Origin of the sequence: Oceanicaulis sp. UBA6590, from assembly GCF_002433705.1 — a bacterium.
Lineage (GTDB): Bacteria > Pseudomonadota > Alphaproteobacteria > Caulobacterales > Maricaulaceae > Oceanicaulis.
Genome location: NZ_DJIQ01000026.1, coordinates 1 through 23,604, shown reverse-complemented (window position 1 = coordinate 23,604; position 23,604 = coordinate 1). Strand labels below are relative to the sequence as shown.

Genomic DNA, 23,604 nt, shown 5'->3' with positions numbered 1-23,604 from the left:
CCCAATGGCGCGGGCAAATCCACCACCATGCGCATGCTGGCGGGGTGTCTGGAGCCCGATGACGGCCGCGCTCTGATCGCCGATTTCGATTGCCATATTGATCGCCGCTCCGCGCAATCGCATCTGGGCTATCTGCCCGAAGGCGCCCCCGCCTATCCCTCCATGACGGCCCGGGGGTTTGTGCGCTTTGGCTTGCGCGCGCGGGGCTATGCCGGCGCCAATCTCGATGAGGCGACCCGTGTGGCGCTCGATCGCGCGCAACTGGGCAAGATGGCGGACAAGGCCATTGGCGCCCTGTCCAAGGGCTATAAGCGCCGGGCGGCGCTCGCCGCCGCCATCGCCCATGACCCGCCCGTGCTGATCCTGGATGAACCCACTGACGGCCTCGACCCCAACCAGAAGGACGGGGTGCGCGCCCTGATCTCCGAGATGGCGCCCAAGAAGGCGATCCTGATCTCCACTCATCTGCTCGATGAAGTGGACGCCATGTGCTCGCGCGCCGTGGTCATCGCAGAGGGTCGGATCAAGGTGGACGGGACGCCTGCCGATGTGGCGCGCCAGTTTGGCGGCAGCCTGGAAAGCGCGTTCCGCGGCCTGACCCGCGCCATGGAGGATCCGGTCCTCTCCGACCGTCCAGGATCGCGCGCATGACCGGTCTGATCGCCATCTATCGGCGCGAAGTGGCGGCGTATTTCGAGACGCCGCTCGCCTATGTCTTCCTGTCGGTGTTCGCCTTCGCCGCTCCCGCCTTCGCCTGGCGGGTCGGGCGGTTGTTCGATACCGGTCGCGCCGATCTCGCTCCGCTCTTTGACTATATGCCTTGGCTCTTGCTGGTGTTGATGCCTGCGCTCGCCATGCGCGCCTGGGCGGAGGAACGCGACCGGGGCACTCTGGAAGTGCTGCTGGCGAGTCCGATCGCGCTGTCAGAGATGGTGCTGGGCAAATTCCTGGCCGCTTTGAGCGTCGCCGCGCTGGCGTTGGCGCTGACCTTCCCCATGTGGGGCGCGATGAACTATCTCGGCAATCCGGACAACGCCGCCATCGCCACCGCCTATCTGGGCGCGCTGTTGCTGGCGGGCGGCTATCTGGCGCTGGGCCAGGCCCTGTCCGCCTCCACCCCCAACCAGGTGATCGCTTTCGTACTGGGCGTGGGCGCGTGTTTTCTCGTGACCGTATCGGGCGCGCCTTTCGTGCTCGACGCCCTTTCCGCACACATGCCTGGCGCGGTGGCCGAGGCGCTGGCCGATCTGTCCGCACTGGCCCGGTTTGACAGCCTGCGCCGCGGCGTCATTAGCCTGGCGGACCTGATTTATTTCTTCTCCCTGATGGGGCTTGGACTGGGGCTCGCCATGGCGTTGATCGATGCGCGCCGGGGAGGCGGTCGATGAACCGGACGCGTTTCCTGTGGGTGATGATCCTCAGCCTGATCCTGGGCTTCGCCGGCCTGAACATGGCCGCGCGCCTTCTTCTGGACGGCGCCCGTCTCGATCTCACAGAACGCAGCCTTTACGAGCTCTCGGACGGCACGCGTGATGTGCTGGGCCGGCTTGATGAGCCGATGACGCTCGATTTCTACTATTCGCGCGCCGAAGCGGCGGGCTATCCCGAATTGCGGGCCTATGGCGCCCGGGTGCGCGAGCTCCTGCGCACGCTGTCAGCGCGGTCGGGCGGCGCGCTGCGCCTCGAAGAAATTGATCCGTCGCCCTTCTCTCCCGAAGAGGATGCAGCCATTTCCTCAGGCCTTCAGCCCGTCCCGGTCGAGGGCGGCGGACAGATCTTCTTCGGTCTGGTGGGTCGCAACGCCGTGGACGAGGCGCGCATCATCGCCTTCTTCGATCCGCAGGACGAAGCGCGGCTGGAATACGAGATCGTGCGTCTGATCGCCGAGCTTGAACGCGCGAGAACGCCGCATCTGGCCATCGTATCCGACCTGCCCTTCGCGCCGGACCGGGACGGACGCAGCGGCAACCGGATCATTGACGAGCTGGGCGCCACCTATCAGCTGAGCTGGCTGGAGCCCGATTTCGATGTCATCCCTGAGGATGCGGACGCGCTTCTGGTGATCCACCCGCCGGTCATGAGCGAGCGTCAGCTCTATCTCATCGACCAGTTCACCCTTGCCCGTGGCCGGGTGATGGTCGCGGTGGACCCGATGGCGCATCTCGCGCTCAAGCCCGGGCCGGACGGTTTGCCGCCGCTGAACGCGCAGCGGGCGACCGATCTGCCGCGCCTGTTCGCCAGCTGGGGCGTGCTCTATGATCGCAACGCCGTCGGCATGGACGGGGAGACGGGTCTTCCTGTCCAGATCGTGGAGGCTGGGCGCACCCGCATGCGCGCCTATCCGCTGTGGTTTTCCGTGCCGCCTGCGGGTCTCAATCAGGCCCTGCCCGGCCTTGCGGGCCTGTCGCGGGCGGTCAATCTGGGCTCGCCGGGCGTGCTGGGCTTTGAACCCGAAACGGGTCTGAACGCGACGCCGCTCCTGTCCACCAGCGCCCAGGGTGCGCGCCTTGACGCCGACATCGCCGCGTCGAGCCCCTCGCCCGAAGAACTGATGCGCGGTTTCGAGCCGGCGACCGATGCGCCCCTGACCCTGGGGCTATTGCTGGACGGCCGGTTCCGCACGGCCTTTCCCGACGGCCCGCCCGTGGATGACGGCGCGCCGATCCGGACCGAACATCTGGTCGAAAGCACAGGATCAGGCGAGGTGATCGTGCTCGCGGATGTGGACCTGTTTGACCCGGCCTTCTATCTGCGCGCCGACCCGGTCCAGGGCGAACAGGTGGTGGCGGATAATCTGTCGCTCGTCCTGAACCTTGTGGACCGGCTGGCGGGGGATCGGGCGCTGGTCACCTTGCGCTCGCGCTCGCGCTCGGATCGCCCCATGACGCGCGTGGACGCCCTGCGCACGGCTGCGGAAGCGCGCTATCTGACGCTGCAGGACAGCCTTCAGGCCGAGCTGAGCGAAGCCGAGGGGCGTCTGGAGGAGCTCACCCGTCTGGGCCGGGCGTCGGCGCTGGGCGGGGCGGGCAGTGCGGATGCGGCCGAGGCGGACGCCCTGCGCGCGCAGATCCTGGACGCCCGGGAGCGTCTGCGTGAGATCGAGCGCGGCTTCCGGGTCGAGATCGATGCCCTTGAAAACCGGCTTCTGCTCTGGACGCTCTGGCTGCCGCCGCTGGTGGTGCTGGTTCTGGGCGTGCTGGCTGCGGTCTGGCGCAGGAGACATCGGGTATGAGCCGGCAAACGCCCCACAAACGACGCGGTTTGCAGGCGCTGATCAGCCTGGGCGCGGCGCTGGCCCTGCTGGCGCTGGGGGCGACCGCTGTGTGGCGCGATGCGCGTCTGGGGCAAGCGCCGGAGGTCAGCGGTCCCGTCGTTCCGGACTGGTCCGGGCAGGCGGCGAACGCGTCACGCATCCGTATAGAGACCGCCGACGGCGCGTTCGTGATGGAAGAACGAGACGGTCGATGGGTCATGGCGAACCGGGGGGATTATCCCGTCCGCGCCGAACGCATCGCTGAGCTGGATACGCTGCTTCAGGGGCTTCAGTTCGCCGAGGCCATGACACGGGACGCCGACAAGTTTGACCGTCTGGGCCTGGGCGATCCCGAGACGGGCGGCGACGGCGTCAGGGTGACGATCAGCAATGCCGCGGGCGAGGTGCTGGCCGATCTGATCATCGGGCGCTTGCGCGGCGAGCGCGGCCTCTATGTGCGCCGTCCGGGCGGTGTGCGCGCCTATGCGGCGTCCGGGCCTGTGGCGGGCGCGGACACTCTGGGGGATGCGGGCCGCTGGATGGGGCTTGATTTCTGGACCCATGACGCCTCGGCCATCGCGCGCGCGGAAATCCAGCCTGAATTCGGGCCGAGCTGGCGGGTCATGCGCGCGGGCGAGGCGCAGCGCTATTACGAATTGCGCGAACCGTCGGGCTGGCGTCTTGTGACGGCCGGCGCCGCCAATGGCGTGGCCACGGCGGGCGCGCAATTGCGCTTCCGCGACGTCAAACCCGAGCAGGAGCTGGTGGGCGCCTATGTCGCCCGCCATGCGGCGGTGACCTTCTCGGGGCTCGCCTATGAAATGCTGTTCTTCGCCGAAGGCGATGAGCGCTGGGCGACCATCGAACTCGCCGCACTCGCCGATGACGCAGCCCCCCGGGCGGAGCATTTCAATGACCAGGTGGAGGGCTGGGCCTTCCTGGTCAGCGAAGACGCCTATGAGCGTCTGACCCGGGCGCTCGATCAGGTGGCCGAGCCGGTACGTTAACCCCAATTCACTTTGCGCCTTTCCGGCTCTGCGCCAGTCTGATCTCTCGGGACAGGCGGGGAGGACGTCATGGACTTGAGATCGATCGTGCTGGGCGCGGCTTGCATGGTGGCGAGCGCAACGGCCGCACATGCGCAGGATGATGTGTCGGCCCGCCAGCTTGAGGCGATGGCGCGTCTCGCGCCGCTCGCGGGCGATTGGGTCGTCACGGGCCAAATCATGGGCCCGTCAGGCGCTCAGGCGCTCGAGCCGGGCATGGCGCAAGCGGGTTATGCGTTCAATGATCGCGGACTGGAGGAGACCGCACGGATCGATCTCGGCTCAGAGGGCCTGACCGAGCTGCGCACGCTCTTCACCTATGACCCGTATCGCGAGGTCTACCGGCTGAGCGTCATGGATGACGCCTTTGGTCTTCTGGACATCTATGAGGGCGCGTTTGACGCGCAGGGGCGCCTGGTGACGACCAATCTGCGCGCCGACACATCCTATCCCATCGAGGGCGGACAGCTTCATTTCAAGCTGGTGCATGACTTCACCGGCTCGGACGGTCATGCCTTCGAGGTCTATATGAGCGCGGATCGCGGCGAGAGCTGGCAGCTCTATTTCGATCAGCACTACGCGCCGGCGGATTAGGGCAGTTTCGCCGCTGACAGCAGGCGACCGCCCGGCCCGTCCTGAACCAGCACCACGGCGTCGAGCCCGTCAGCCGTATCGGGCAGCACATAGGAGGCCTCTCCGCCATTCCAGTCCGCCAGCTTTTCAACTGCGCGGACCATGTTGAAATGGGTCATGCGCAGACCGGCGTTTCGGCCGCTCTCGATCTGGCGGGTCTGAACGCCGGGTTCGTACTGGACAATCCAGATTTCAGCGGGCGTCGCGCGTTCGCCTGTGAGGGCGAGCGTCAGCGCGCCCGTCCCGGTTTCCTCGATGCGAGCGGCTCGGATGGGGGGGCTGGCGTTGAAGGCGGCGCTGATCCGATCAGGATCAAAGCGCAATTGCTCGGGTGCGCCATTGAGCACGAAATGCGGCGTGTAGACCCGCATGGCCTCGCCCACTTCCACATAGGCTTTCTGACGATCCACAAATTCGGGCATGGCGAACTGGTCCGTCCAGCCATAGGCGTCCCAGTAGTTCACGCCCCAGGCCAGCGCGATCACGTTCTCTTCTGCGCCGAATTCGGCCAGAAGCTGATTGGCGGACGGGCAGAGCGGGCAGCCCTGGGAGGTGAACAACTCCACCACGCGCACGCTGTCAGACGGGGCGGGCACAGCCCGCTCGGGCGTCGCCTGCGTCTCATGAGACGGGGCGGCATGGGCCTGAAACAGCACGGCCAGAACGGAGAGCCAGGTAAGCATAAGTGCTTACTAGCCCATATCCCGCTCGCTTGAAATTCACAGGGCCGTTATGGCCTGTTTCAATCAGGCGTCCTTCGTGTCGCCTTCGCCCTTGCTCTCGTCCTCGGTCGCCTTGGCGTATTTCAGCGTCATCGGGACATTGGCGAGCACGAACAGGAAGAAGAGCGGGAAGGTGCCGAAGAAGCGGAAATTGACCCAGAAGGCCTCGGTCAGCTCCAGCCCGGCGAACCAGCGTGCGGTTTCAGGCACATTGGCGTCGATGATATGCCGCCACATCACCTCGTTCAGAACAGCGAGGAAGGCGAAGAACAGCGCCCAGCGTATGCCCAGCATCACCCAGGCATGGTCGGGCATGGAATAGATCGATCCGAACAGGCGCTTCCAGACATTGAAGCCGAGCGCGAAGCTGAACAGGATCGCAAAGCAGAAGATCAGATTGATAATCGTCGGCTTGATGAAGATGAAGATCGGATCCTGCAGATAGATCGTCATGCCGCCGAACAGCGTCACGATGACGAAGGTCACCGCCAGCATGGGCGGAAAGCGCTTCTGGGTGACGATGGCGTAGACCACGGCCGCAGCCGTGGCGAGCATGAAGATGCCCGTCGCCCAGTAGATCGCCTGATCCTCCACCAGTCGCTTGGCGACATTGTAGGTGATCATGAAGATCGCCGCCGGACCGACATCGACCAACAGCTTGGAGCCCTGTCCGATGGTGCTCTTGGAGGTGTCGGTCTGGGCGTCTGACATGGGTTCGTGTCCGCTTGGCTTATTGAACATCCTTGATGCCCTAATACGCAGGCGGGCGAAAGTCAGATCGGCTATCCCAGCTGAATTGCAGCCAGCCCGAGCGCCAGCACCACCGCCAGACCGATGCGGCGCACGCCCAGCGGCTCCTTCAGGATCACGGCCGCGACGATGGCTCCGAACACCACCGAAGTCTCCCGCAGCGCCGCCATAGGCGCGACGGGTGCGTTGGCGTAGGCGTAGAGCGCGAGGCCATAGGTGGTGATGTTGAAGAAGGAGGCGTAGAAGCCGCGTCTGAGTTCGGACCGGGCGACGCGGATGAGCTGATCTCCGCGTCGGATCCAGGCGGTCCCCACCAGCGTGATCGCGCTCAGCACGAAGAACCAGGCGGCGTAAATGAGCGCTGATCCGGCGGCGCGCACGCCAGACGCGTCATTCACCGTATAGCTTGCCGTCATGACTGCAGCGGACAGGGCGAAGCCGAGCGCTGCGGCCTTGGGGGCGCCGCCCCGTTCAGGCCAGGCGAAGGCGATGATGGCGGCGGAGGCGACCGACAGGCCGATGATCGCCAGCGGACTCAGCGGTTCGCCCAGAAAGACGAAGGCGAACAGGCCCGCGATCGCCGGGGCGGCGCCGCGCATCACCGGATAGACCAGATTCATTGATCCGCGTCGGAAGGCGGAGATCATGAGCATGTTGAAGGCCCAGATCAGCCCGGCGCCCATCAGCAGGAAGCGCCAGACCTCCCAGCCGGGGAGCGGAAACAGAAACAGGACCGGGCTGAGCCAGAGGGCGGAAAAGACCATGGACACGCCCCGGAAGGTGAGCGTGTCCTCGGCGCGCTTGGTGAACAGCGCCATGCCGGCATGGGCCATGGCGGATATCAGCGCGGCCAGCGCTGCAAGGGGCGGGATCGTCTCCATGGCCCGCTTCTAGCAGATCAGTCCGCCTGATCCTCGATCACATGCATGTCATCGTCCGACAGGCCGAAATGATGGCCGATCTCGTGCACCAGCACATGGGTGATGATCTCTGACAGGGTCACATCGCCCCGCTCGCACCATTCCAGAAGGATCGGCAGGCGGTACAGGAAGACGTAATCAGGCCCCGCCGCCGGATCGAGCACGGATTTCCGGGTCAGATCGACGCCATGGTAGAGCCCGGTCAATTGATAGGCGCTGTCCATGTTGAAATGGGCCAGGGTCGCCTCGTCGGCAAAGTCCGGCGTCTGGATCACCACATTGCCGCACAGGGCCCGGAATTGTTCGGGCAGCCCGTCCCAGGCCTGCTGGGCGATCTCGAGAAACTGCGCTTCGTCGGGCGCGGTGAGGCGGGAAATGTCTCGACTTCTGAACATGATGGACAGATAGGGCGCCGTCGGGTCCGAGACCAGAGCCCGCAGGGGCTTGCCGCGAGAACATAAAATGAACATGATGGGGCATGGCTGTTACTGATCCCCTTCCCACCGCGCGCGCCAGCAATCCCGCGATTGATGATGCGCGCCTCCTCATGCGCGGCGCGGCGCGGCTCCTGATGGATCTGGGGATCACCGCGATCGCCGAGTTCACCCTGCCCTGCGGCCGCCGTGCGGACCTTGCAGGCCTGGGCCCCAAGGGCGAGATGGTGATCGTGGAAGTGAAGTCCGGCGTTCAGGATTTCAGGACCGATGAGAAATGGCCCGACTATTTCGCCTGGTGCGACCGGTTCTATTTCGCGGTCTCCGAGCGCTTCCCGTCCGACATCCTGCCCGAACAGACCGGCCTCATCATTGCGGACGGGTTTGGTGGCGCGGTGGTGCGTGAAAGCCCGGTCGCCAAGCTCGCCCCGGCCCGGCGCAAGGCGCTGACCTTGAAGTTCGCCCGCAACGCCGCCGAGCGCGCGCTTCGCGCCATCTAGGCCAGCTTCAGGAAAAATATCGCTCTTTCCGCCTTTCTCGTGCTGGACGCCTGCAAATTCGCTTTCTAGGCTAGTGACGGGGAATGATGGTGCGAGGGGTCGCGTCATCGCTGTGAGGGGGGTGGGCGATGCGAGCTTTCGTACGCTATTTCAATATCGTGTTCATCGTGGCGGCGCTGGTGGTCGCCGGCCTGGCGGCGACGGGCCTCTTGAAGTTGCCGCCCAGCGAGGCCGGAGACCCGCTCGCCCAGGACTCGCCCCCTGCGGGAGAGGTGGTCTTCAGTCCGACGCCGGGGTTTGTGGAGCCGCTCGAACCCGTTCCGTTCGATCGTCAGGCGCTCGCGGACTCCCAGACTGGCCTGCATTACCGTCTGATCGACCAGCAGACCGATCTGCGCGCCGAGCGTCCTGTGCGCTATATCCGTATGGTGGTGGATCTGGCCAACCGTCAGGCGGCCGAGGCGGTTTCAACCCGGTTGATCGATTTTTACCCCGATTATCAAAGTGTCCTGTTGCACGACTTCGCCGTGATCCGGAATGGGGTGCGTCAGGACCGGGGGGCGGACCTGTTCATCGACCAGATCCAGGCGGAGGACCAGCTGGGTCAGGGCGTGGTGACGGGGCTGGAGCGCGCGCTGGTGCGCATCCCGAATGTGCAGGCGGGCGACACGCTGGATCTGAGCTGGTCGGTGACAGGCGGCCATCCCAGCATGAACGGACGGGTGAGCGAGTTCGTCGGGGTTCAGTATTATGTGGACAGTCCGAAAGCCCGCATTCGCGTGCTCGCGCCCGATGACGCCCGGCTGCAGACCCTCGGGGACGCGGCCCAGCCCGAGATCGAGGAGGCGGACGGCTATCAGGGCTTCCTCTATCCCGAACAGGCCGTCACCGCCAATCTCGACTTTGACCCCTATAACCGCTTCCAGCAGACGTCAGGCTGGCTGATCACCCAGTTCGAGGACTGGATGGCCGTCAAACGCTGGGGGCATGATCTTTATGACGCCGGCCGCCCTTCGGCGGATGTGCGCGAGGTGGCGGACCGCATACGCAGCTCCACGGACGACCCCGAGCTTCAACTGGTGCGCGCCATCCAGTTCGTGCAGGATCATGTGAGCTATTTCGCGATTTCCCTGGGCGAGCAGGGGTATACCCCGGCCAGCCCGGAGGAGACGTTGCGCACGCGGAATGGAGACTGCAAGGCGAAGTCCCTCCTGCTGATCCAGTTGCTCAAGGCGCTTGGCGTCGAGGCCCATGCAGCGCTGGTGAACAGTCTGGATGGACGGGATCTGGCGGACATTGCAGCCACGCCGCAAGCCTTTGACCATGTCATCGTCCGCATCGCCTGGCAGGGCCAGCACTACTGGGTGGACCCGACGCTGAGCCTTCAGCGCGGCCTGATGGATCAGCGTGAGCAACCCGATTACGACCTGGCGCTGGTGCTGGATGGCGGCGAGGAGGGACTCGTTGACATGCCGGACCGGGAGACGGGCGATCCCTGGACCGATATTCGTCAGGTCTACCATCTCCCCCAGAGTCCGGATGACGCTCTGGTGATTGATGTGCAGCTGGTCTATCGCGAGGATTATGCGAACCTTATGCGCGCCGCCTTCGAGGACGCGTCCGACGCCGATCGCGAGGCCTTCTTCCAACAGGCCTATCAGGCGTTTGAGGGTGTGGAGGTCGATCATCTCAGCGTCAGTGACAATGAACGCGACAATACCTTTCGGATCGGGCTCGAGCTCAGCGCGCCCCGCTTTTTCGGCAAGGCGGATGCGGAGGGCGCGCGCACGCGGGTCCTCACGACCGATGCCCTGCTCTATGCGGCCCAGTACCTGATCGAGCTCGACGAGGAATCCCGGTTGCCCTTTCCCATGAGCGCGCGGCACCTTGTGGAAGTCCATCTGCCCGGCCCGTCTCACGTCTGGACCTTCGAAACCGGAGCGCGAGAGGTGGACAATGAAGCCTTTCAGGCCAGCCGGACGGTTCGATATGCGGACAATGTGCTCGAGATCGACTGGCGGCAGAGCTTCAAGACCAAATGGGTGGTGGTGACCCCCGAGCTGATGGAAGATGCGGGCGTGATCCCCACAATGGTGTCCTATGAGCTTTATACCGACATGCCCTGGATCTAGGCGGACGACGGGTTCGGCGAGGCCGTCGCGATGGTGATGGAGCTGCTCGGGCTCGCGGGTTTGAGCGCGCTGGTCGCGTCAGGCGCCGGATATGCCGGCCGATGGGGCTGGCGGGGCTGGCGCGCCCGGCTGGATGGAGACGGGACGGGGGAGACGCCGCTGGTCCTGCCGCCCTTCCGTCCGATCACGCCGCGGGCGTTTGTCAGCTCCAATGACCAGGGCGCATTCGGCGAGGCGCTGAGTTGTGTGATGATGGCCGCTGAAGGCTGGCGGCCGATCAATGGCAAGCCGGGGCCCGGGCCGCAGGGCGTGGACGGTATTTTCGTCAGGATGGGCGAGGCGGGTTTCGAGGCGCGCCTGATCGAGACCAAGACCAATGCCAGCCGCTATGCGGCGCGTCAGATGTCGGACGCCAAGCTGGGCGAGGACCTGACGCGGCTTTACCTCACCTGCGGGGACCCCGTGCTCGGCAAGCTCTACGCCCGTCTTTACAAGGGTCTGGCCGAGGGCGACGCGGCGATCCGCAAGCAGCTCTGGCGTCATCATCTGGCGCGCGGGGTCACCGAACAGGTCAGCCTGGACCGGGCAGGTGAAGCGGACGGCCCGGTGAGGCTGGTTCAGAGCCATGTCTTCCTGGAGGCGCTGGCCGCGGGCCTGGATGAGCTGGACCGGGGGCGGCGCTACTGGACGGGGCTCTATCCGTCCTGAGCCGTGAGCGTGTCGACCAGCGCTTCGAAGGCCTCCATGCGCGGGGCGAAGCGCGCCTCCACAGCCTCGCGCACGTCGGATGAAGCGCGATCGGGATGGCCGGCGTCCAGCGGCGGGGCCGGATCATATTCAAGCCCGAGCTGGATGCTGGCGGCGACGGCGTCGCCCGCGATCTCGCGCATCACGCTCAGGGCGAAATCGATGCCGGCCGTGACCCCGCCTCCCGTGATCACCCGGCCATCATGCACCACGCGCTCATTTACGGGAATGGCGCCGAAGGCGGACAGATGCGCGTGATAGCGCCAGTGGGTCGTGGCGCGGACGCCCTTCAAAAGTCCGGCTGCGCCCAGGATGAAGGCGCCGGTGCAGACCGAGGTGACGTAGCGGGCCTTCGCGCCCTGCCGGCGCACGAACTCGATCATGAGGGGGTCCTGCATCACCGCGTCCACCCCGAACCCGCCGGGCACGCACAGCAGATCGAGATCAGGCGCCGTGTCCAGCGTATGGGTGGGCAGGATGAAGAGGCCGCAATCGGTGCGCACTGGTCCGTCCTTGCGGGCGATCAGCGCCGTCTCGGCGCCGGGCGCCCGGCTCAGCACCTGCAGGGGACCGGTGAAGTCCAGCTGGGTCAGATCGTCAAACAGAAGAAAGCCGATGGTGAAGCTCATGATGCGGTCTCCTGGGGAAAGGGGGTGCGGAAGCGGGCGCGGAAGTCGCGTGGAGCCACCCCCAGCTGTCGCTGGAAGGCGCGATCCAGCCTTTGCAGGCCGCCAAACCCGCACATATCGGCAATGACGCTGATGGCGTGATCGGTTTCCACCAGCAGGGCGCGCGCGGCTTCCACGCGCAATTGCTCCACAAGCTGGGCGGGCGACTGGTTCAACTCGGTGCGCGTCAGACGGCTCAGGGTGCGACGGGACAGGTGAAAGCGGTCGCATAGCGCTTCGATGGACCAGTCCGCGGACGGTTCGCGACGCACGGCGTCACACAGGCGCGCGAGCCGGCTTTCAGGGCGGGCCTGGGCCGCCAGATCCGGGGAATACTGGCTCTGCCCGCCCGAGCGCAGGCGCTGGACCAGCAGGTTCTGGGCGATCTTGAGTGCGAGGGCGCGCCCCGCCTCCTGTTCGACCAGGGCGAGCGCCAGATCCATGCCGGCGGTGACGCCCGCTGAGCTCCAGATGGCTCCGTCCTGGATGTAGATGGCGTCGGGCTCGACCTTGATGTCCGGATAACGCTCCGACAGATGCCGCACGGCTCGCCAGTGGGTGGTGAGGCGATGATGACGGGCCAGCCCGGCTTCGGCGAGCAGATATGCGCCCGAGCAGATGGAGATGCAGCGCTCGGCGGCCTCGCCTGTCCTGCGCAGACGGTCCAGAAAGTCCTGATCGGAGAGAACAGTCTCGACCGGTTCACGGTCTCCGCCGACGCAGATCAGGCTGTGAAGCGGGGTCGCTTCCAGCTCCTGCAGGGCGTGTTCGGCCAGCACGGCGACCCCGTGCCCTGAGGTCACAAGGCCGGCTTCGGGCGCGGCGATGCAGAGCGACCATCCCAGTTGCGGCGCCAGCCGGGCGGCGCTGGAGAGCACGGCGTAGGGGCCGGTCAGATCCAGCAGCTCAAAGCCGGGATAGACGACGAAGCACAGGGTCCGGACAGGGATGGAGGCGATCATGCCTCATCCTAGACCGGACCCGGCGCGGCCTTAAGTGACCAAAACGGTCAAATCGGGCCAATCTGCCTAGCGCGGGGCGCGCTTGGCGAGAATACGCTGCAGGGTGCGGCGGTGCATGTTCAGCCGGCGCGCCGTCTCGGACACATTGTGATTGCAGAGCTCGAAGACGCGCTGGATGTGCTCCCACCGGACCCGGTCCGCGCTCATCGGGTTCTCCGGCGGCGCGGGTTTCGCGTCAGGCTGGGCGAGCAAGGCCTTCACCACGTCATCGGCGTCTGCGGGTTTGGCGAGATAGTCCACAGCGCCCGATTTCACCGCCGCAACGGCGGTCGCGATATTGCCATACCCGGTCAGCATGATGACGCGGCAGTCATCGCGGCTTTCGTGCAGGGTGCGCACCACGTCCAGGCCGTCCCCGTCATCCAGACGCAAATCCACCACGGCGAAGGCGGGGGGCGTCTTGCGGGCGATCACCATGGCCTCGGCGACCGTGCCGACCGCGCTGATCACGTCAAAGCCGCGGCTCTCCATGGCGCGCGACAGCCGATTCCGGAACGGCTCGTCATCGTCCACCAGCAGCAGCGTCTTGTCTTCGGGAAGGTCCAGTTCAGTGTGTTCGGTCACGGCCGACAGGCTCCTTTAACCGGGTCGGTTTGTTCAGGCCTAATCTCTACCCCCATTCTCCCCTCGTCTGCAAAGGTCGGATGGAAAGCAAGACAGCTCGACAATTCGGAAAATTTTAGTGCGAAAGGTCTGATGCGCCCACATCGCTCCGCGGTTCCGCCTCCAGCGGCGCACGGGGCAGGTTCAGCACCACGCGGGCGCCGCCCTGGGGGGCGTTGGTCAGGTCCACGCGACCGCCAATGCGTTCAATCAGGGTGACGGCGATGAAGACGCCCAGGCCCAGGCCGCCATAGCCGGGCTGGCCCCGGCGGGTGGTGACATAGGGTTCGCCAAGCTTGGCGAGAATGTCCGGCGGAAAGCCCGGCCCGTCATCCTGGACCACGATGGTCAGGCTGTCGCCGGTCCAGGCGCCGGTGATCTGGACTTCTGAGGTGGCGAAATCCACCGCGTTCTCGATGAAATTGCCCAGGCCGTACAACAGCTCGGTCTGGCGCTTGAGCACGGGCGCGTCCGGCAGGTCGGGCGGCGGGGCCAGCTTGACCGTGATATGGGCGTCCAGGCCCTTGAGCGGGGCTGCGGCCTCGTCCATCAGCTCCTTGATGCCGATGCGTTCATGCATCTTGTCCGCGGTGTTGTGCGACGATTGGGACAGGCGCTGCAGGATCTCGCGACAGCGCTGGGCCTGGGAGATGATGAGGTCGGCGTCCTCTCGCGCGATATCGTCCTGGGCGGCGCGCAGCATTTCCTTGGCGGTCAGCTGGATGGTGGCCAGCGGCGTGCCCAGCTCGTGTGCGGCGGCGGCGGCGAGCGCGCCCAGGGCCGACAGGCGTTGCTCGCGCGCCAGAACGCTTTGTGTCGCCGCCAGGGCCGCGCCCATGCGTTGCGCCTCGAACCCGACGCGCCAGGCATAGATGGCGGTGAAGGCGATGGCGATGGCCAGCGCCATCCAGATGCCGGCGCGATAGGTTGAGGGCAGGGTGACGCTTTGACCGTCCGCCCAGGGCAGGGGCAGATGCCAGATGCTCAGCGAGATCGAGCCGATGATGGCGATGGCCGCCAGAGTCAGCCACCAGCGCCCGGGCAGGGCGGAGACCGCGATCACCACCGGGCCCACCAGCATGACCGAGAAGGGGTTGGTGAGACCGCCCGTCAACGCCAGTAGAACCATCAGCTGGATCACGTCATAGGCAAGCTGCAGAAAGGCTTCCCAGTCCTTGGCGAAGCGCTGGGTCGGCATGGCGAGCGTCAGCCAGGCGTTGACCCAGGCGCTTGCGGCGATCACGGCGAGACACGCGCCAAGGGGCAGGTCAAAGCCCAGCCCGTAGAACACCACGATCACGGCGAGCGTCTGGCCGGCGACCGCCAGCCAACGCAGCAGGATCAGCGTGCGCAGTCGGACGCGGCCGAAGACGGGCGTCAGGTCAGGATCGGCGTCAAGCTCTGACCAGTCAGGTTCAATTTGGCTGTCACGCACGGTGTGGCTTCCCCCGAGGAGCGTCTTTACCGGTCAGCTGAGCGATGACCGCGCTTGCGGTCAACGGGACGAGATGACGCGCATGGTCGCGTCCGGCGATGCTGCACCGCGATATACGGGGCTCGCATCTGACACAAGAATGTCGTACCTCAGAGGGGATGATTGCGCTGCGCCGGCGCGCTCTCAACCTCAGGACTACCCATGGACTTGAAAAATCGACCGATCTGGCTGTTTCCCGCCATTGCCGCCATTCTCGCAGGCGTCGCGGCGGTCGCCATCCTGACCTTCTCGCCGGGCGCCGGGACAGGCGCGAACACCACCGGGGCGGCTCCAGTCCGCATGTCCGGCCAGGCCGATATCGGCGGGCCGTTCACACTGGTGGATCATACGGGCCGGACGGTGACGGAAGAAACCTTCGCAGGCCGTCCGACCCTGATCTATTTCGGTTTCACCTACTGCCCGGACATCTGCCCGACCTCGCTTCAGGTGATGGCGGCGGCTCTGGACCGTCTGACGCCTGAACAGCGCGCACAATTCCAGCCGCTCCTGATCACGGTGGATCCCGAACGCGACACCCCCGAGGCGCTGGCCGCCTATGTGCAGTCGCCGGCCTTCCCCGACAATCTGCTGGGCCTGACCGGCAGTGAGGAGCAGATCCGCGAGGCCGCCCGCGCCTATCGTGTCTATTACGCCCGTGTGGAGGATGACGGCACGCTGGCGGAATACACCATGGACCATTCCTCGCTCATCTATCTGATGGGCCGGAATGGCGATTTTGTTGAAGTCTTTCCGCATCAGGCGACCCCGGATCAGATCGCCTCACGCCTTCAACAGTTTCTAGAGACTAATCCGGCATAATCGAATTGAGCTGACAGTGCTGCGGACGTCCCGGCGCTGAGGAGACAGGCTATGCTTTACTCTTTTCTGGAAATGAGCCGGGCCGCCATGCTGCCCTGGCGCGCCGCCGCGAACATGACCCGGCGATCGCTGCGCTCCCCGCTCAATCCGGCCTCTGACACGCTGGCGGGTCGCGCCACGGCCGCGGCCGCCGACCTGTTCGAGAGCCTGACGCGCTATTACGGCAAGCCCGACTGGGAGCTGAGCCCGACCCACGTCAATGACCAGCCGGTCGATATCGATATCGAGACCGTGTGGAGCAAGCCCTTCTGCTCGCTTCTGCACTTCAAACGGGATCGCAAGGCGCTCGCGAAAGCGCGCGGCGTGAAGGTGTCGGAGATCAAGGATCGGCCGGTGCTGATCGTGGCCCCGATGTCCGGTCACCACGCCACGCTGCTGCGCGGCACGGTCGAAGCCTTCCTGCCTGACCATGAAGTGTACATCACCGACTGGGTGGATGCGCGCAAGGTTTCGGTCGCCGAGGGCCGTTTCGATCTTGATGACTATGTGCTCTATGTGCGCGAGATGATCACGGCGCTGGGCTCGAACCCGCACGTGGTCGCGGTGTGTCAGCCCGGCCCGCCGACCCTGGCCGCCATCGCCCTGATGGCTGAGGACAAGGATCCCGCACGCCCCACCTCCATGACTTTCATGGGGTCGCCCATCGATGCGCGCAAATCGCCGACCGTGCCGAACAAGCTGGCCGAGGAACGCCCCTATGAGTGGTTCCGGGATAATCTGATCCAGACCGTGCCGCCGGTGTATCCGGGCGCCATGCGCCGGGTCTATCCGGGCTTCCTGCAGCTGACCGGCTTCATCAACATGAATTTCGAGCGCCATGTGGACGCCCACTGGAACTTCTTCCAGCACATGGTGTCCGGCGATGGCGACAGTGCGGACCGTCACCGCGAATTCTATGACGAGTATCTCTCGGTGATGGATCTGACCGAGGAATTCTACCTGCAGACCATCGAGGACGTGTTCCAGAAGCACAAGCTGGCGCTGGGCGAGATGACGGTGGAGGGGCGCCTGGTGCGTCCGGAAACCATCACTGATGTGGCGCTTCTCACCGTTGAGGGCGAGAACGACGACATTTCAGGCATTGGCCAGACCCAGGCCGCGCACACGCTGTGCTCGAGCCTGCCGGAAGACCTGCGGCTGGACCATATCCAGCCCGGCGTCGGCCATTACGGCGTCTTCAACGGCCGGCGGTTCCGCGAGGAGATCGCACCGAAGATGAAGGCGTTCATGGCCGAGCACGACGCCCGGCGAGCGAAAAACGGCTAGGCCTTATTCGCCGTCGTTTCCGGCCTCGGCCGGTTCATGCGTGATGGTCAGGCCCAGCGTGTCGGCGTCCGGCGCCGGGTAATCGGCGAAGGCGGCGGCTGAAACCGGCGCCGCCGGGTCCAGCTCGATGGTCAGAACCCCGCCTGCATTGATGAAGCCGTCAATGGCGCCGGCCGCCTGTTGCAACGCGCCGGCCGGCATCTGCGCGCCTGCGAAGGCCAACCCCATGCGCGCCATGGCGCCCAGCTGGACCCGCGCCTGCGCTTCGCTGACGCCCGATTGGCGGGCCATCTGTGCAGTGACGCGATCCATCAGGGACTGGTCGGCGAGTTCCAGGCGGACATGGTGGATCATCAGCGGCGCCAGAATGCGCGCCGCGTCCTTGTCCATCTCGCCTGCGGCCTGTTCGGCAAGCGCCGAAGACGCCGCGAGGCCGGTCAGTTCCTGATCAAAGGTCAGAGTCAGCCCGTCCTCGAGCCGGATATAGGTGTCGCCTTCCGTCCAGGCCCGGTCCTCGGCCGGGTCATAGCGGGTCTCCCCGGCGGCGCTCAGAACGATCTCGTCATAGCCCAGAAGCTCGAAACTCTGTCGGATGCGGGGGCTCTGGGGATGAGAGGCGGCGGGCGCGATGCGCAGCTCGGGCAGGGCTAGGCTGGAGCTCATGATCGAGCCGGCCCGCTCCTGAACGCGGGCGCTCAGTTCGGGCAGGGTGATGAACACGCCGCCTGCTTCCAGCTCCATGCCGCGCAGATCGACCATCTCGTAAGGCGCCGCGCCGGGCGACATCAGCGCCGCGCCGAAAGGAGAGCCGGTCTCCAATCCGTCCAGTTTCACGCCGGAGGCTTCCAGAAAGGCGACGCTCATCGCCATCGGCTGGCCCTGTTCGTCCACACCCTCCATGGCGTAATTGGCGAATTCGACTGATCCCAGCCGTTCATCCTGTGCGAAGTCGGACAGGCGGACGCTGTCCGCGCTCAGGCTGACGGTCAGGTCCGGGGCGTCATTGATCTGCATCACCGGCGCGACCAGTTCGAGGCTGGAGAACCCGTATCCATCCTTGAGATCGGATAGGTCGTCCAGATCCGTATCGCCGCGCAGGACGCCGGCGATGGCGCGCGCGAGCTCGGGGCTTGGCTCGGACAGGCCTAGCATGGCGGCGCGCATGGCCCCGCTCGGCGCTTCAATCGCCAGGGTTTCAAGATCCAGCCCCGTGAAGAAAGGCTGGCCGTCCCGGATTTGCGGCCCGGTCAGCACCAGTGCGTCAGCGCGCATCCGGCCGTTCTCCAGATCCATGGCGAAATCTGTGAAGACATAGCCGCCCCGCTCGAAACGGCGTTCGCTCCAGCTGGCGCGCCCCGGGCTCTCAAGACCGAATGCGGCGAGCGCGGTTTCGGCCTGAGCCTCAGTGACGGGGCGGTCATGGCGCGCGTCCTGACGTGCAGACTCCCCCGCATCCGGGCCACAGGCGGCAAGGCCCAGTCCGAGGGCTAGCGCGAATGCGAGCGGGGCGCGGCGGGAGAGAACGGCCATGATCGATCCTTCTGAGAGCAGCGTGGGCGCAAGCCTATCCCAAGGCGCGCGTCAAACCCAGCACAGTCCGCTCATCCGTTGGCCGAAAAGGACGTTATTGCGCGCCGCCGATCCGGCCCAGAAGATCGGCAATGGGATCGCTCTCTTCGTCCTGAGGGGCGTCTTCAGGCTCGCCCGACTCTGTCGTCTCTGGCGCTGACGGAGCTTCGGGCGGGTTCAGCAGGTTGGCGATGGGATCATCCTCGCGTGGGGCGTCCGCCAGCAAGGCGTCGAGCCCGCGCGGGGGGACGGGCGCCGCGCTCATGAAGGCGGAGAAGACCCGGGCCGGTCCTGCGCCGCCGACGGCGCTATCGGTGGCGGTGTAATCGTCATTGCCCATCCAGACGACCGCTGCGAGACCGTCCATCCAGCCCGCAAACCAGGCGTCGCGATTGTCATTGGTCGTGCCGGTCTTGCCGCGCACCAGCCGACCATCCACCTGGGCGCCGCGCGCCGTGCCATAGCTGACGGCTGCGTCAAACAGTCCGTCCATCTGGCGCAGGATGCGGTCCGCCAGCACCCGCTCGCCCAGCACCGGTTCATGCTCGAACAGCATGACGCCCTCCGCTGTGCGCACTGAGAGGATGGCGTAGGCGTCGGCGCGGCGTCCGCCATTCATGAAGGGCAGATAGGACTGACCCAGTTCCAGCGGGGTGACTTCATACGCCCCCAGGGACAGCGCATGGGTGTTCTGAAGCGGGCTCTCGATCCCCAGGCGCTGGGCGGTGCGCATCACCCAGCCCCGACCGGTGGCTTCTGCGACCTGGACCGCAATGACGTTGGAGGATCGGGCGAAAGCGCGTTCCAGCGTCATTTCGCCCTCATAGCGGTCGCCATAATTCTGCGGCGCCCAGTCACCATAGGCGATCGGCGCATCCATGAAGACGTCATCAGGGCCGAGCCCGCCCTCGAAGGCTGCGGCGTAGACAAACGGCTTGAAGGCCGAACCGGGCTGGCGTCGCGCGTTCACGGCGCGGTTGAAGGGCGCCTGCGCGTAGTCATGCCCGCCGACCATGGCGCGCACCCCGCCCTGGCTGTCGAGCGCAATGAGCGCGCCTTCGGTGGCGCCGCGAGCCCAATCCGGGGTTTCAAGACCTAGGCTGAGCGCGGATTCCGCGGCGCGCTGGGCGTCCACATCCAGCGTGGTGCGAACAATCAGATCGCCCTGATGCCCGGGCGCCATCTCGCGCACCTGGGTCATCACCCAGTCGGCGAACCAGCCGGCCCCGGGGCTGGAGCTGCCGCGCGACACCCGGATCGGGGTCGAGGCGGCGGCGATGCGCTCGTCCTGGCTGATCCGGCCGGTGGCGTACATCAGGTCCAGCACCACCGTGGCGCGGACCGAGGCGCGGCGGGCGTCATTGGTGGGGGCGTAACGCGAGGGCGCTTTCAGCAGCCCCGCCAGAAGCGCCGCTTCGCCAATGCTCAGCTCCTCGGCGGGCTTGGAGAAATAGCGCCGCGAGGCGGCTTCGGCCCCCCAGGCGCCGGCGCCGAAATAGACCCGGTTGAGATAGAGGGCGAGGATTTCGTCCTTGGTGAACCGGTTCTCGAGCCACAGCGCCAGCAACACTTCCTGCGCCTTGCGCCGATAGGTGCGCTCGGGGCTCAGGAACAGGTTCTTGGCGAGCTGCTGGGTGATCGTGGAGCCGCCCTGAACCACGCGTCCTGCGCGGATATTGGACATCATCGCCCGGGCTGTGCCGATGAGGTCAATGCCGAAATGGCTGTAAAAGCGCCGGTCCTCGACGGCAATGACGGCGTCCGCAAGGTTCTGGGGCAGGGCGTCGGCGGTGATGACGGCGCTGGTGGACTGGCCGCGGCGGGCGATGGTGCGGCCTTCGCGATCCAGGAGCACCACTTCGCCCGTATGGGGCGCCGGCTCGATGGCGCTGAGATCGGGCAGGGTGCGCGCCAGATGCACCACGCCGCCAATGGCCAGAAGGCCGCCGATGATCACAGTGATGACCATTGCGCGCAGCCAGACCGGCATGGAGCCGGATTTGCGTCGGGATTTGCGCGAAGATCGGGTCATCGGGGCGTCCGCAGTGAATAGACCCGCCTTTCATGCCGGAACCGTCGTTAAGGTCGCGTGAACTATAAAAGCATGGCTCTGTGCTTGCGCTTGCCTGACAAGCAGGGGAAGGTGGCGAGGCCGCAAAGGGGAGCCGTCATGACCATTCGCCGTTTCATCCGCGCCGTCGCGCCGCTCATCGTGCTTGTCGCGCTGTCGGGCTGCGCTGCGTTTCCTTCGGGCGACTCCACCTGTACCGGTCAGGGCCCCAATTCGGCCAGCTGGCCCTATTGCGCGCCGTCAGAGCCGGGCGGTCCGGGCCCGGTGGACGATCCCATTGATCCGACGGGGCGCGGCGTGCGCGGCTAGTCGCTCCGCGCCGTCACGAAAACATCACTCAGAATTGTCGCGGGCATGAGTAAAGTCCGTCCCCACACCTTTGTCCGGTATGGGGGATAACCATGACCCGTTTCGCGTCCTTGCTGTTGATTGCGCCGCTTCTGGCCGCCGCCTGTTCGCCGTCCGAAGCGCCCGGCGAGGCCCGGGAGGCCGAAACTCCGGTCCCGCAATGGCGCACGCTGGACGGTCAGCCGCCTCTGGTGATCGCCCATCGCGGCGCGTCCGGTCTTCGTCCCGAACACAGTCAGGCCGCCTATCAGCTGGCGCTGGATCTGGGCGCGGACGTGATCGAGCCTGATCTTGTGATGTCTGCGGACGGCGTTCTGATCGTTCGCCATGACCCCTATCTGTCCCATTCGACCGATATCGCCAACCGGCCCGAATTCGCAGACCGCCGGGTCGAGATGATGGGGCAGGAGGACTGGTGGATCCCGACCTTCACCGCGGCTGAGCTGACGACCCTGACCGCCCGCCAGACCATGGAGGATCGCGATCAGTCCTATAACGGGCAGTTCCCGGTGCTGACCTTTGACCAGTTTCTCGATTTCGTGGCGGCGGAAGAAGAGCGCTGCGCCCGTGAAATCGCCATTGAGCCGGAAGTGAAATATCCCGCCGAGCTGACGGCCATGGGCCTTGATCCGCTGCCGACCCTGATTGCGTCCCTTGAGGCGCATGATCTCAACCGCGCCGATGCGCCAGTGGTCATCCAGTCCTTTGATGCGGACTTCCTTGAGCGCCTGAACGCAGAGTCAGACGTGCGACTGGCCATGCTCTACGCCGGGCCCGACGCCGAGGGCGCGAATGCCGGCGGACGCAGCCTGGAGGAGATTGCGCAATTTGCCGACGGTGTGGGCGCCTACAAGACCCTTCTCTTCACTCCTGAGGGGGAGAGCACGGGCTTTGTGGCGCAGGCGCATGATCTGGGCCTGGCCGTCCATGTCTGGACCGTGCGCGATGATCGCGAGCCGGTGGTCGGCGGCAGCGTGCAGGACGAGCTGCGCGCGCTCTATGCCGAGGGCGTGGACGGCGTCTTCGCCGATTTCCCCGGCACCGCCGTGGCGGTGCGCGACCAGATGGCCGCCGAGTAGCTTGGGCTGAACGGGGTCGGGGTCACACGCTCCGGCCCGTTGGCGCAGGACACCGAGCCCAACGGGCTCGCAAGCGCAAAGCGCGCTCGCAGCGTAAGCGAGTATGAGGATGATCGGCCCGTCAGGGCCGCAAGGCCAAAGGCCGCCCGCAGGGTCCAACTAAAAACCACAACAAAAAGCGCCCGCCGGAAAGCTCCGGCGGGCGTTATCTTGTCACCTGAGTGAAGGAAGAAGGGCTTAGCCTTCTTTCTTCTTGCCGCGCGGCTCGATGCCGCGACCGGTGGTGCGCTCGGCGATACGCGCGGACTTACCGCGGCGGTCACGCAGATAGTACAGCTTGGCGCGGCGCACTTTACCCTTGCGCTTGACCTCGATGGACTCGATCAGCGGGCTGTGGACCGGCCAGACGCGCTCGACGCCTTCGCCGAAGCTGATCTTGCGCACGGTGAAGTTCTCGTTCAGGCCGCCGCCGGAGCGGGCGATGCAGACGCCTTCGAAACGCTGGACGCGCTGGCGGTCGCCTTCGCGGATCCACACGTTCACGGTCAGCGTGTCACCCGGGGAGAATTCCGGGATCTTCTTGTCGCCGAGCACGCGGACGGCTTCTTCCTGCTCGAGCTGTTGGATCAGGTTCATGGCTCTTCTCCTTGACGCCGCTGATATCTCGTCCAGAGATCGGGTCGGCGCAGTCGCGTTATGTGTTCGGCCTGTTCCTTACGCCACCGGGCGATCCGGCCATGATCGCCTGACAGCAAAACGTCCGGGATTTCGTGCCCTTCCCATTCACGCGGTCGCGTGTAGTGGGGGTATTCGAGCAGATCACCCTCAAAACTCTCGTCTTCGGTGCTCTCGAGCTTGCCGAGAACGCCGGGGATCAGCCGCACACAGGCCTCGATGAGGACCATGGCGGGGGCTTCCCCCCCGGCGAGCACGGCGTCGCCGACACTCACCTCGTCCATGCCGCGCGCTTCGATGACCCGTTGGTCGAGACCCTCGAAGCGGCCGCAAAAGACAATAACGCCCGGACCGGCCGCCCACTCCCGGACCATGGTCTGGGAGAGCGGCTTGCCACGGGGCGTCAGATAGATCAACGGCCGCCCATCCCTTGGACAACTGTCGATCGCCGCTGCCGCTACATCGGGGCGCAGCACCATTCCTGGGCCGCCGCCAGCCGGCGTGTCGTCAACGGAGGCGTGCTTATGACGGGAAAACGACCGGATGTCCACCGTTTCAAGCGCCCAGAGTCCGTTCTTTCTTGCAGTCTCCAGCAAGGAGACCCCAAGCGGACCCGGAAAAGCGTCCGGATAGAGGGTGAGCACCGAGGCGTTAAACGTCATGGCGCGCGCTTATGGGGCGCCAAGGCCTGCGACGCAAGGACAGATGGGAGTCCCGGCGGCAAGGGGCAGCCGCGAACTTATCCGCCCCCTCTGAGAGTCGAGCCATACTGCTCCTCGTTCCTTCCATGACGGGCGGCCGGCGCGTTCAGGC

24 protein-coding genes are annotated in these 23,604 nt (G+C 65.8%); 12 read left to right on the top strand and 12 right to left on the bottom strand.

Annotation, left to right across the window (positions count from 1 at the left end):
• The 5 genes from B2Z70_RS05455 to B2Z70_RS05435 form a co-directional block, all read left to right on the top strand.
• On the top strand, positions 1-651 hold a 651-nt coding region (locus B2Z70_RS05455; RefSeq protein WP_292981895.1), incomplete at its 5' end, for an ABC transporter ATP-binding protein.
• Positions 648-1,388, top strand: a complete 741-nt coding sequence (locus B2Z70_RS05450) for an ABC transporter permease (RefSeq protein WP_009802299.1) — start codon at positions 648-650, stop codon at positions 1,386-1,388. The genes B2Z70_RS05455 and B2Z70_RS05450, both read left to right, overlap by 4 nt.
• Positions 1,385-3,232 carry a GldG family protein gene (locus B2Z70_RS05445; protein ID WP_292981893.1) on the top strand — a complete coding sequence of 616 codons (1,848 nt, stop codon included), beginning with the start codon at positions 1,385-1,387 and terminating at the stop codon, positions 3,230-3,232. Before B2Z70_RS05450 ends, B2Z70_RS05445 begins: the two co-directional genes overlap by 4 nt.
• Positions 3,229-4,260: a DUF4340 domain-containing protein gene (locus B2Z70_RS05440; protein WP_292981891.1), complete on the top strand. Its 1,032-nt coding sequence runs from the start codon at positions 3,229-3,231 to the stop codon at positions 4,258-4,260. The genes B2Z70_RS05445 and B2Z70_RS05440 overlap by 4 nt, the downstream gene beginning before the upstream one ends.
• A 69-nt stretch (positions 4,261-4,329) precedes the next feature.
• Complete coding sequence (locus B2Z70_RS05435; RefSeq protein ID WP_292981889.1) at positions 4,330-4,893, top strand: DUF1579 family protein; 564 nt, start codon at positions 4,330-4,332, stop codon at positions 4,891-4,893.
• Here B2Z70_RS05435 and B2Z70_RS05430 read toward each other — a convergent pair.
• The 4 genes from B2Z70_RS05430 to B2Z70_RS05415 all read right to left on the bottom strand — a co-directional run bounded on the left by B2Z70_RS05430 (position 4,890) and on the right by B2Z70_RS05415 (position 7,794).
• Positions 4,890-5,615 carry a DUF1223 domain-containing protein gene (locus B2Z70_RS05430; protein ID WP_292981887.1) on the bottom strand — a complete coding sequence of 242 codons (726 nt, stop codon included), beginning with the start codon at positions 5,613-5,615 and terminating at the stop codon, positions 4,890-4,892. The genes B2Z70_RS05435 and B2Z70_RS05430 overlap by 4 nt on opposite strands.
• Positions 5,616-5,678: 63 nt before the next feature.
• The gene (locus B2Z70_RS05425) at positions 5,679-6,365 is read right to left on the bottom strand and encodes an inner membrane-spanning protein YciB (protein ID WP_292981885.1); all 687 of its coding nucleotides are present in this window, start codon (positions 6,363-6,365) and stop codon (positions 5,679-5,681) included.
• Positions 6,366-6,436: 71 nt separating this feature from the next.
• Complete coding sequence (locus tag B2Z70_RS05420; protein ID WP_292981883.1) at positions 6,437-7,285, bottom strand: EamA family transporter; 849 nt, start codon at positions 7,283-7,285, stop codon at positions 6,437-6,439.
• A 17-nt stretch (positions 7,286-7,302) separates the two neighbouring features.
• Entirely contained in the window at positions 7,303-7,794 is a 492-nt protein-coding gene (locus tag B2Z70_RS05415) for a metallopeptidase family protein (RefSeq protein WP_292981881.1), read from the bottom strand.
• 8 nt (positions 7,795-7,802) lie between these two features.
• Between B2Z70_RS05415 and mmcB the strand changes: the two genes are divergently transcribed.
• The 3 genes from mmcB (at position 7,803) to B2Z70_RS05400 (ending at position 11,098) form a co-directional block, all read left to right on the top strand.
• Complete coding sequence (mmcB, locus tag B2Z70_RS05410; RefSeq protein WP_292981879.1) at positions 7,803-8,258, top strand: DNA repair putative endonuclease MmcB; 456 nt, start codon at positions 7,803-7,805, stop codon at positions 8,256-8,258.
• A 128-nt stretch (positions 8,259-8,386) separates the two neighbouring features.
• Positions 8,387-10,390, top strand: coding sequence for a DUF3857 domain-containing protein (locus B2Z70_RS05405; RefSeq protein WP_292981877.1), 2,004 nt, complete (start codon positions 8,387-8,389; stop codon positions 10,388-10,390).
• Positions 10,391-10,420: 30 nt separating this feature from the next.
• A complete protein-coding gene (locus tag B2Z70_RS05400; RefSeq protein WP_292981875.1) occupies positions 10,421-11,098 on the top strand; it encodes a hypothetical protein in 678 nt (225 codons plus the stop codon).
• Here B2Z70_RS05400 and B2Z70_RS05395 read toward each other — a convergent pair.
• The 4 genes from B2Z70_RS05395 to B2Z70_RS05380 form a co-directional block, all read right to left on the bottom strand.
• The gene (locus B2Z70_RS05395) at positions 11,086-11,766 is read right to left on the bottom strand and encodes a DJ-1/PfpI family protein (RefSeq protein ID WP_292981873.1); all 681 of its coding nucleotides are present in this window, start codon (positions 11,764-11,766) and stop codon (positions 11,086-11,088) included. The genes B2Z70_RS05400 and B2Z70_RS05395 overlap by 13 nt on opposite strands.
• Positions 11,763-12,767, bottom strand: coding sequence for a GlxA family transcriptional regulator (locus B2Z70_RS05390; RefSeq protein WP_009802287.1), 1,005 nt, complete (start codon positions 12,765-12,767; stop codon positions 11,763-11,765). Before B2Z70_RS05390 ends, B2Z70_RS05395 begins: the two co-directional genes overlap by 4 nt.
• Before the next feature lie 66 nt (positions 12,768-12,833).
• Positions 12,834-13,391: an ActR/PrrA/RegA family redox response regulator transcription factor gene (locus B2Z70_RS05385; RefSeq protein ID WP_292981870.1), complete on the bottom strand. Its 558-nt coding sequence runs from the start codon at positions 13,389-13,391 to the stop codon at positions 12,834-12,836.
• Between the two features lie 115 nt (positions 13,392-13,506).
• The gene (locus B2Z70_RS05380; RefSeq protein ID WP_292981868.1) at positions 13,507-14,865 is read right to left on the bottom strand and encodes an ActS/PrrB/RegB family redox-sensitive histidine kinase; all 1,359 of its coding nucleotides are present in this window, start codon (positions 14,863-14,865) and stop codon (positions 13,507-13,509) included.
• 201 nt (positions 14,866-15,066) lie between these two features.
• On the opposite strand from B2Z70_RS05380, the gene B2Z70_RS05375 reads away from it, so the two are divergent.
• Both B2Z70_RS05375 and B2Z70_RS05370 read left to right on the top strand, forming a co-directional pair.
• Complete coding sequence (locus tag B2Z70_RS05375) at positions 15,067-15,723, top strand: SCO family protein (protein ID WP_292981866.1); 657 nt, start codon at positions 15,067-15,069, stop codon at positions 15,721-15,723.
• A 51-nt stretch (positions 15,724-15,774) separates the two neighbouring features.
• On the top strand, positions 15,775-17,049 hold the full coding sequence (locus B2Z70_RS05370; protein WP_009802283.1) for a polyhydroxyalkanoate depolymerase: 1,275 nt from the start codon (positions 15,775-15,777) through the stop codon (positions 17,047-17,049).
• A 3-nt stretch (positions 17,050-17,052) separates the two neighbouring features.
• Here B2Z70_RS05370 and B2Z70_RS05365 read toward each other — a convergent pair whose 3' ends face one another.
• The gene (locus B2Z70_RS05365; protein WP_292981864.1) at positions 17,053-18,579 is read right to left on the bottom strand and encodes an aq_1923 C-terminal domain; all 1,527 of its coding nucleotides are present in this window, start codon (positions 18,577-18,579) and stop codon (positions 17,053-17,055) included.
• 94 nt (positions 18,580-18,673) lie between these two features.
• The gene (locus tag B2Z70_RS05360; protein ID WP_292981862.1) at positions 18,674-20,650 is read right to left on the bottom strand and encodes a transglycosylase domain-containing protein; all 1,977 of its coding nucleotides are present in this window, start codon (positions 20,648-20,650) and stop codon (positions 18,674-18,676) included.
• Between the two features lie 138 nt (positions 20,651-20,788).
• On the opposite strand from B2Z70_RS05360, the gene B2Z70_RS05355 reads away from it, so the two are divergent.
• The gene (locus B2Z70_RS05355) at positions 20,789-20,998 is read left to right on the top strand and encodes a hypothetical protein (protein ID WP_292981860.1); all 210 of its coding nucleotides are present in this window, start codon (positions 20,789-20,791) and stop codon (positions 20,996-20,998) included.
• A gap of 92 nt (positions 20,999-21,090) precedes the next feature.
• Positions 21,091-22,116 carry a glycerophosphodiester phosphodiesterase family protein gene (locus B2Z70_RS05350; protein ID WP_292981858.1) on the top strand — a complete coding sequence of 342 codons (1,026 nt, stop codon included), beginning with the start codon at positions 21,091-21,093 and terminating at the stop codon, positions 22,114-22,116.
• A 237-nt stretch (positions 22,117-22,353) separates the two neighbouring features.
• Here the strand turns inward: B2Z70_RS05350 and rplS are convergent, their stop codons facing one another.
• Both rplS and trmD read right to left on the bottom strand, forming a co-directional pair.
• Positions 22,354-22,752 carry a 50S ribosomal protein L19 gene (gene rplS, locus B2Z70_RS05345; protein WP_009802278.1) on the bottom strand — a complete coding sequence of 133 codons (399 nt, stop codon included), beginning with the start codon at positions 22,750-22,752 and terminating at the stop codon, positions 22,354-22,356.
• The gene (gene trmD / locus B2Z70_RS05340; protein ID WP_292981856.1) at positions 22,749-23,453 is read right to left on the bottom strand and encodes a tRNA (guanosine(37)-N1)-methyltransferase TrmD; all 705 of its coding nucleotides are present in this window, start codon (positions 23,451-23,453) and stop codon (positions 22,749-22,751) included. Before trmD ends, rplS begins: the two co-directional genes overlap by 4 nt.
• Between the last annotated feature and the right edge of the window lie 151 nt (positions 23,454-23,604).

Excerpts from the sequence above, each read along its gene's own strand:
- B2Z70_RS05450 (WP_009802299.1), top strand. The coding sequence starts at position 648 with ATGACCGGTCTGATCGCCATCTATCGGCGCGAAGTGGCGGCGTATTTC.
- B2Z70_RS05445 (WP_292981893.1), top strand. The coding sequence starts at position 1,385 with ATGAACCGGACGCGTTTCCTGTGGGTGATGATCCTCAGCCTGATCCTG.
- B2Z70_RS05440 (WP_292981891.1), top strand. The coding sequence starts at position 3,229 with ATGAGCCGGCAAACGCCCCACAAACGACGCGGTTTGCAGGCGCTGATC.
- B2Z70_RS05435 (WP_292981889.1), top strand. The coding sequence starts at position 4,330 with ATGGACTTGAGATCGATCGTGCTGGGCGCGGCTTGCATGGTGGCGAGC.
- B2Z70_RS05430 (WP_292981887.1), bottom strand. The coding sequence starts at position 5,615 with ATGCTTACCTGGCTCTCCGTTCTGGCCGTGCTGTTTCAGGCCCATGCC.
- B2Z70_RS05425 (WP_292981885.1), bottom strand. The coding sequence starts at position 6,365 with ATGTCAGACGCCCAGACCGACACCTCCAAGAGCACCATCGGACAGGGC.
- B2Z70_RS05420 (WP_292981883.1), bottom strand. The coding sequence starts at position 7,285 with ATGGAGACGATCCCGCCCCTTGCAGCGCTGGCCGCGCTGATATCCGCC.
- B2Z70_RS05415 (WP_292981881.1), bottom strand. The coding sequence starts at position 7,794 with ATGTTCATTTTATGTTCTCGCGGCAAGCCCCTGCGGGCTCTGGTCTCG.
- mmcB (WP_292981879.1), top strand. The coding sequence starts at position 7,803 with ATGGCTGTTACTGATCCCCTTCCCACCGCGCGCGCCAGCAATCCCGCG.
- B2Z70_RS05405 (WP_292981877.1), top strand. The coding sequence starts at position 8,387 with ATGCGAGCTTTCGTACGCTATTTCAATATCGTGTTCATCGTGGCGGCG.
- B2Z70_RS05400 (WP_292981875.1), top strand. The coding sequence starts at position 10,421 with ATGGTGATGGAGCTGCTCGGGCTCGCGGGTTTGAGCGCGCTGGTCGCG.
- B2Z70_RS05395 (WP_292981873.1), bottom strand. The coding sequence starts at position 11,766 with ATGAGCTTCACCATCGGCTTTCTTCTGTTTGACGATCTGACCCAGCTG.
- B2Z70_RS05390 (WP_009802287.1), bottom strand. The coding sequence starts at position 12,767 with ATGATCGCCTCCATCCCTGTCCGGACCCTGTGCTTCGTCGTCTATCCC.
- B2Z70_RS05375 (WP_292981866.1), top strand. The coding sequence starts at position 15,067 with ATGGACTTGAAAAATCGACCGATCTGGCTGTTTCCCGCCATTGCCGCC.
- B2Z70_RS05370 (WP_009802283.1), top strand. The coding sequence starts at position 15,775 with ATGCTTTACTCTTTTCTGGAAATGAGCCGGGCCGCCATGCTGCCCTGG.
- B2Z70_RS05365 (WP_292981864.1), bottom strand. The coding sequence starts at position 18,579 with ATGGCCGTTCTCTCCCGCCGCGCCCCGCTCGCATTCGCGCTAGCCCTC.
- B2Z70_RS05360 (WP_292981862.1), bottom strand. The coding sequence starts at position 20,650 with ATGACCCGATCTTCGCGCAAATCCCGACGCAAATCCGGCTCCATGCCG.
- B2Z70_RS05355 (WP_292981860.1), top strand. The coding sequence starts at position 20,789 with ATGACCATTCGCCGTTTCATCCGCGCCGTCGCGCCGCTCATCGTGCTT.
- B2Z70_RS05350 (WP_292981858.1), top strand. The coding sequence starts at position 21,091 with ATGACCCGTTTCGCGTCCTTGCTGTTGATTGCGCCGCTTCTGGCCGCC.
- rplS (WP_009802278.1), bottom strand. The coding sequence starts at position 22,752 with ATGAACCTGATCCAACAGCTCGAGCAGGAAGAAGCCGTCCGCGTGCTC.
- trmD (WP_292981856.1), bottom strand. The coding sequence starts at position 23,453 with ATGACGTTTAACGCCTCGGTGCTCACCCTCTATCCGGACGCTTTTCCG.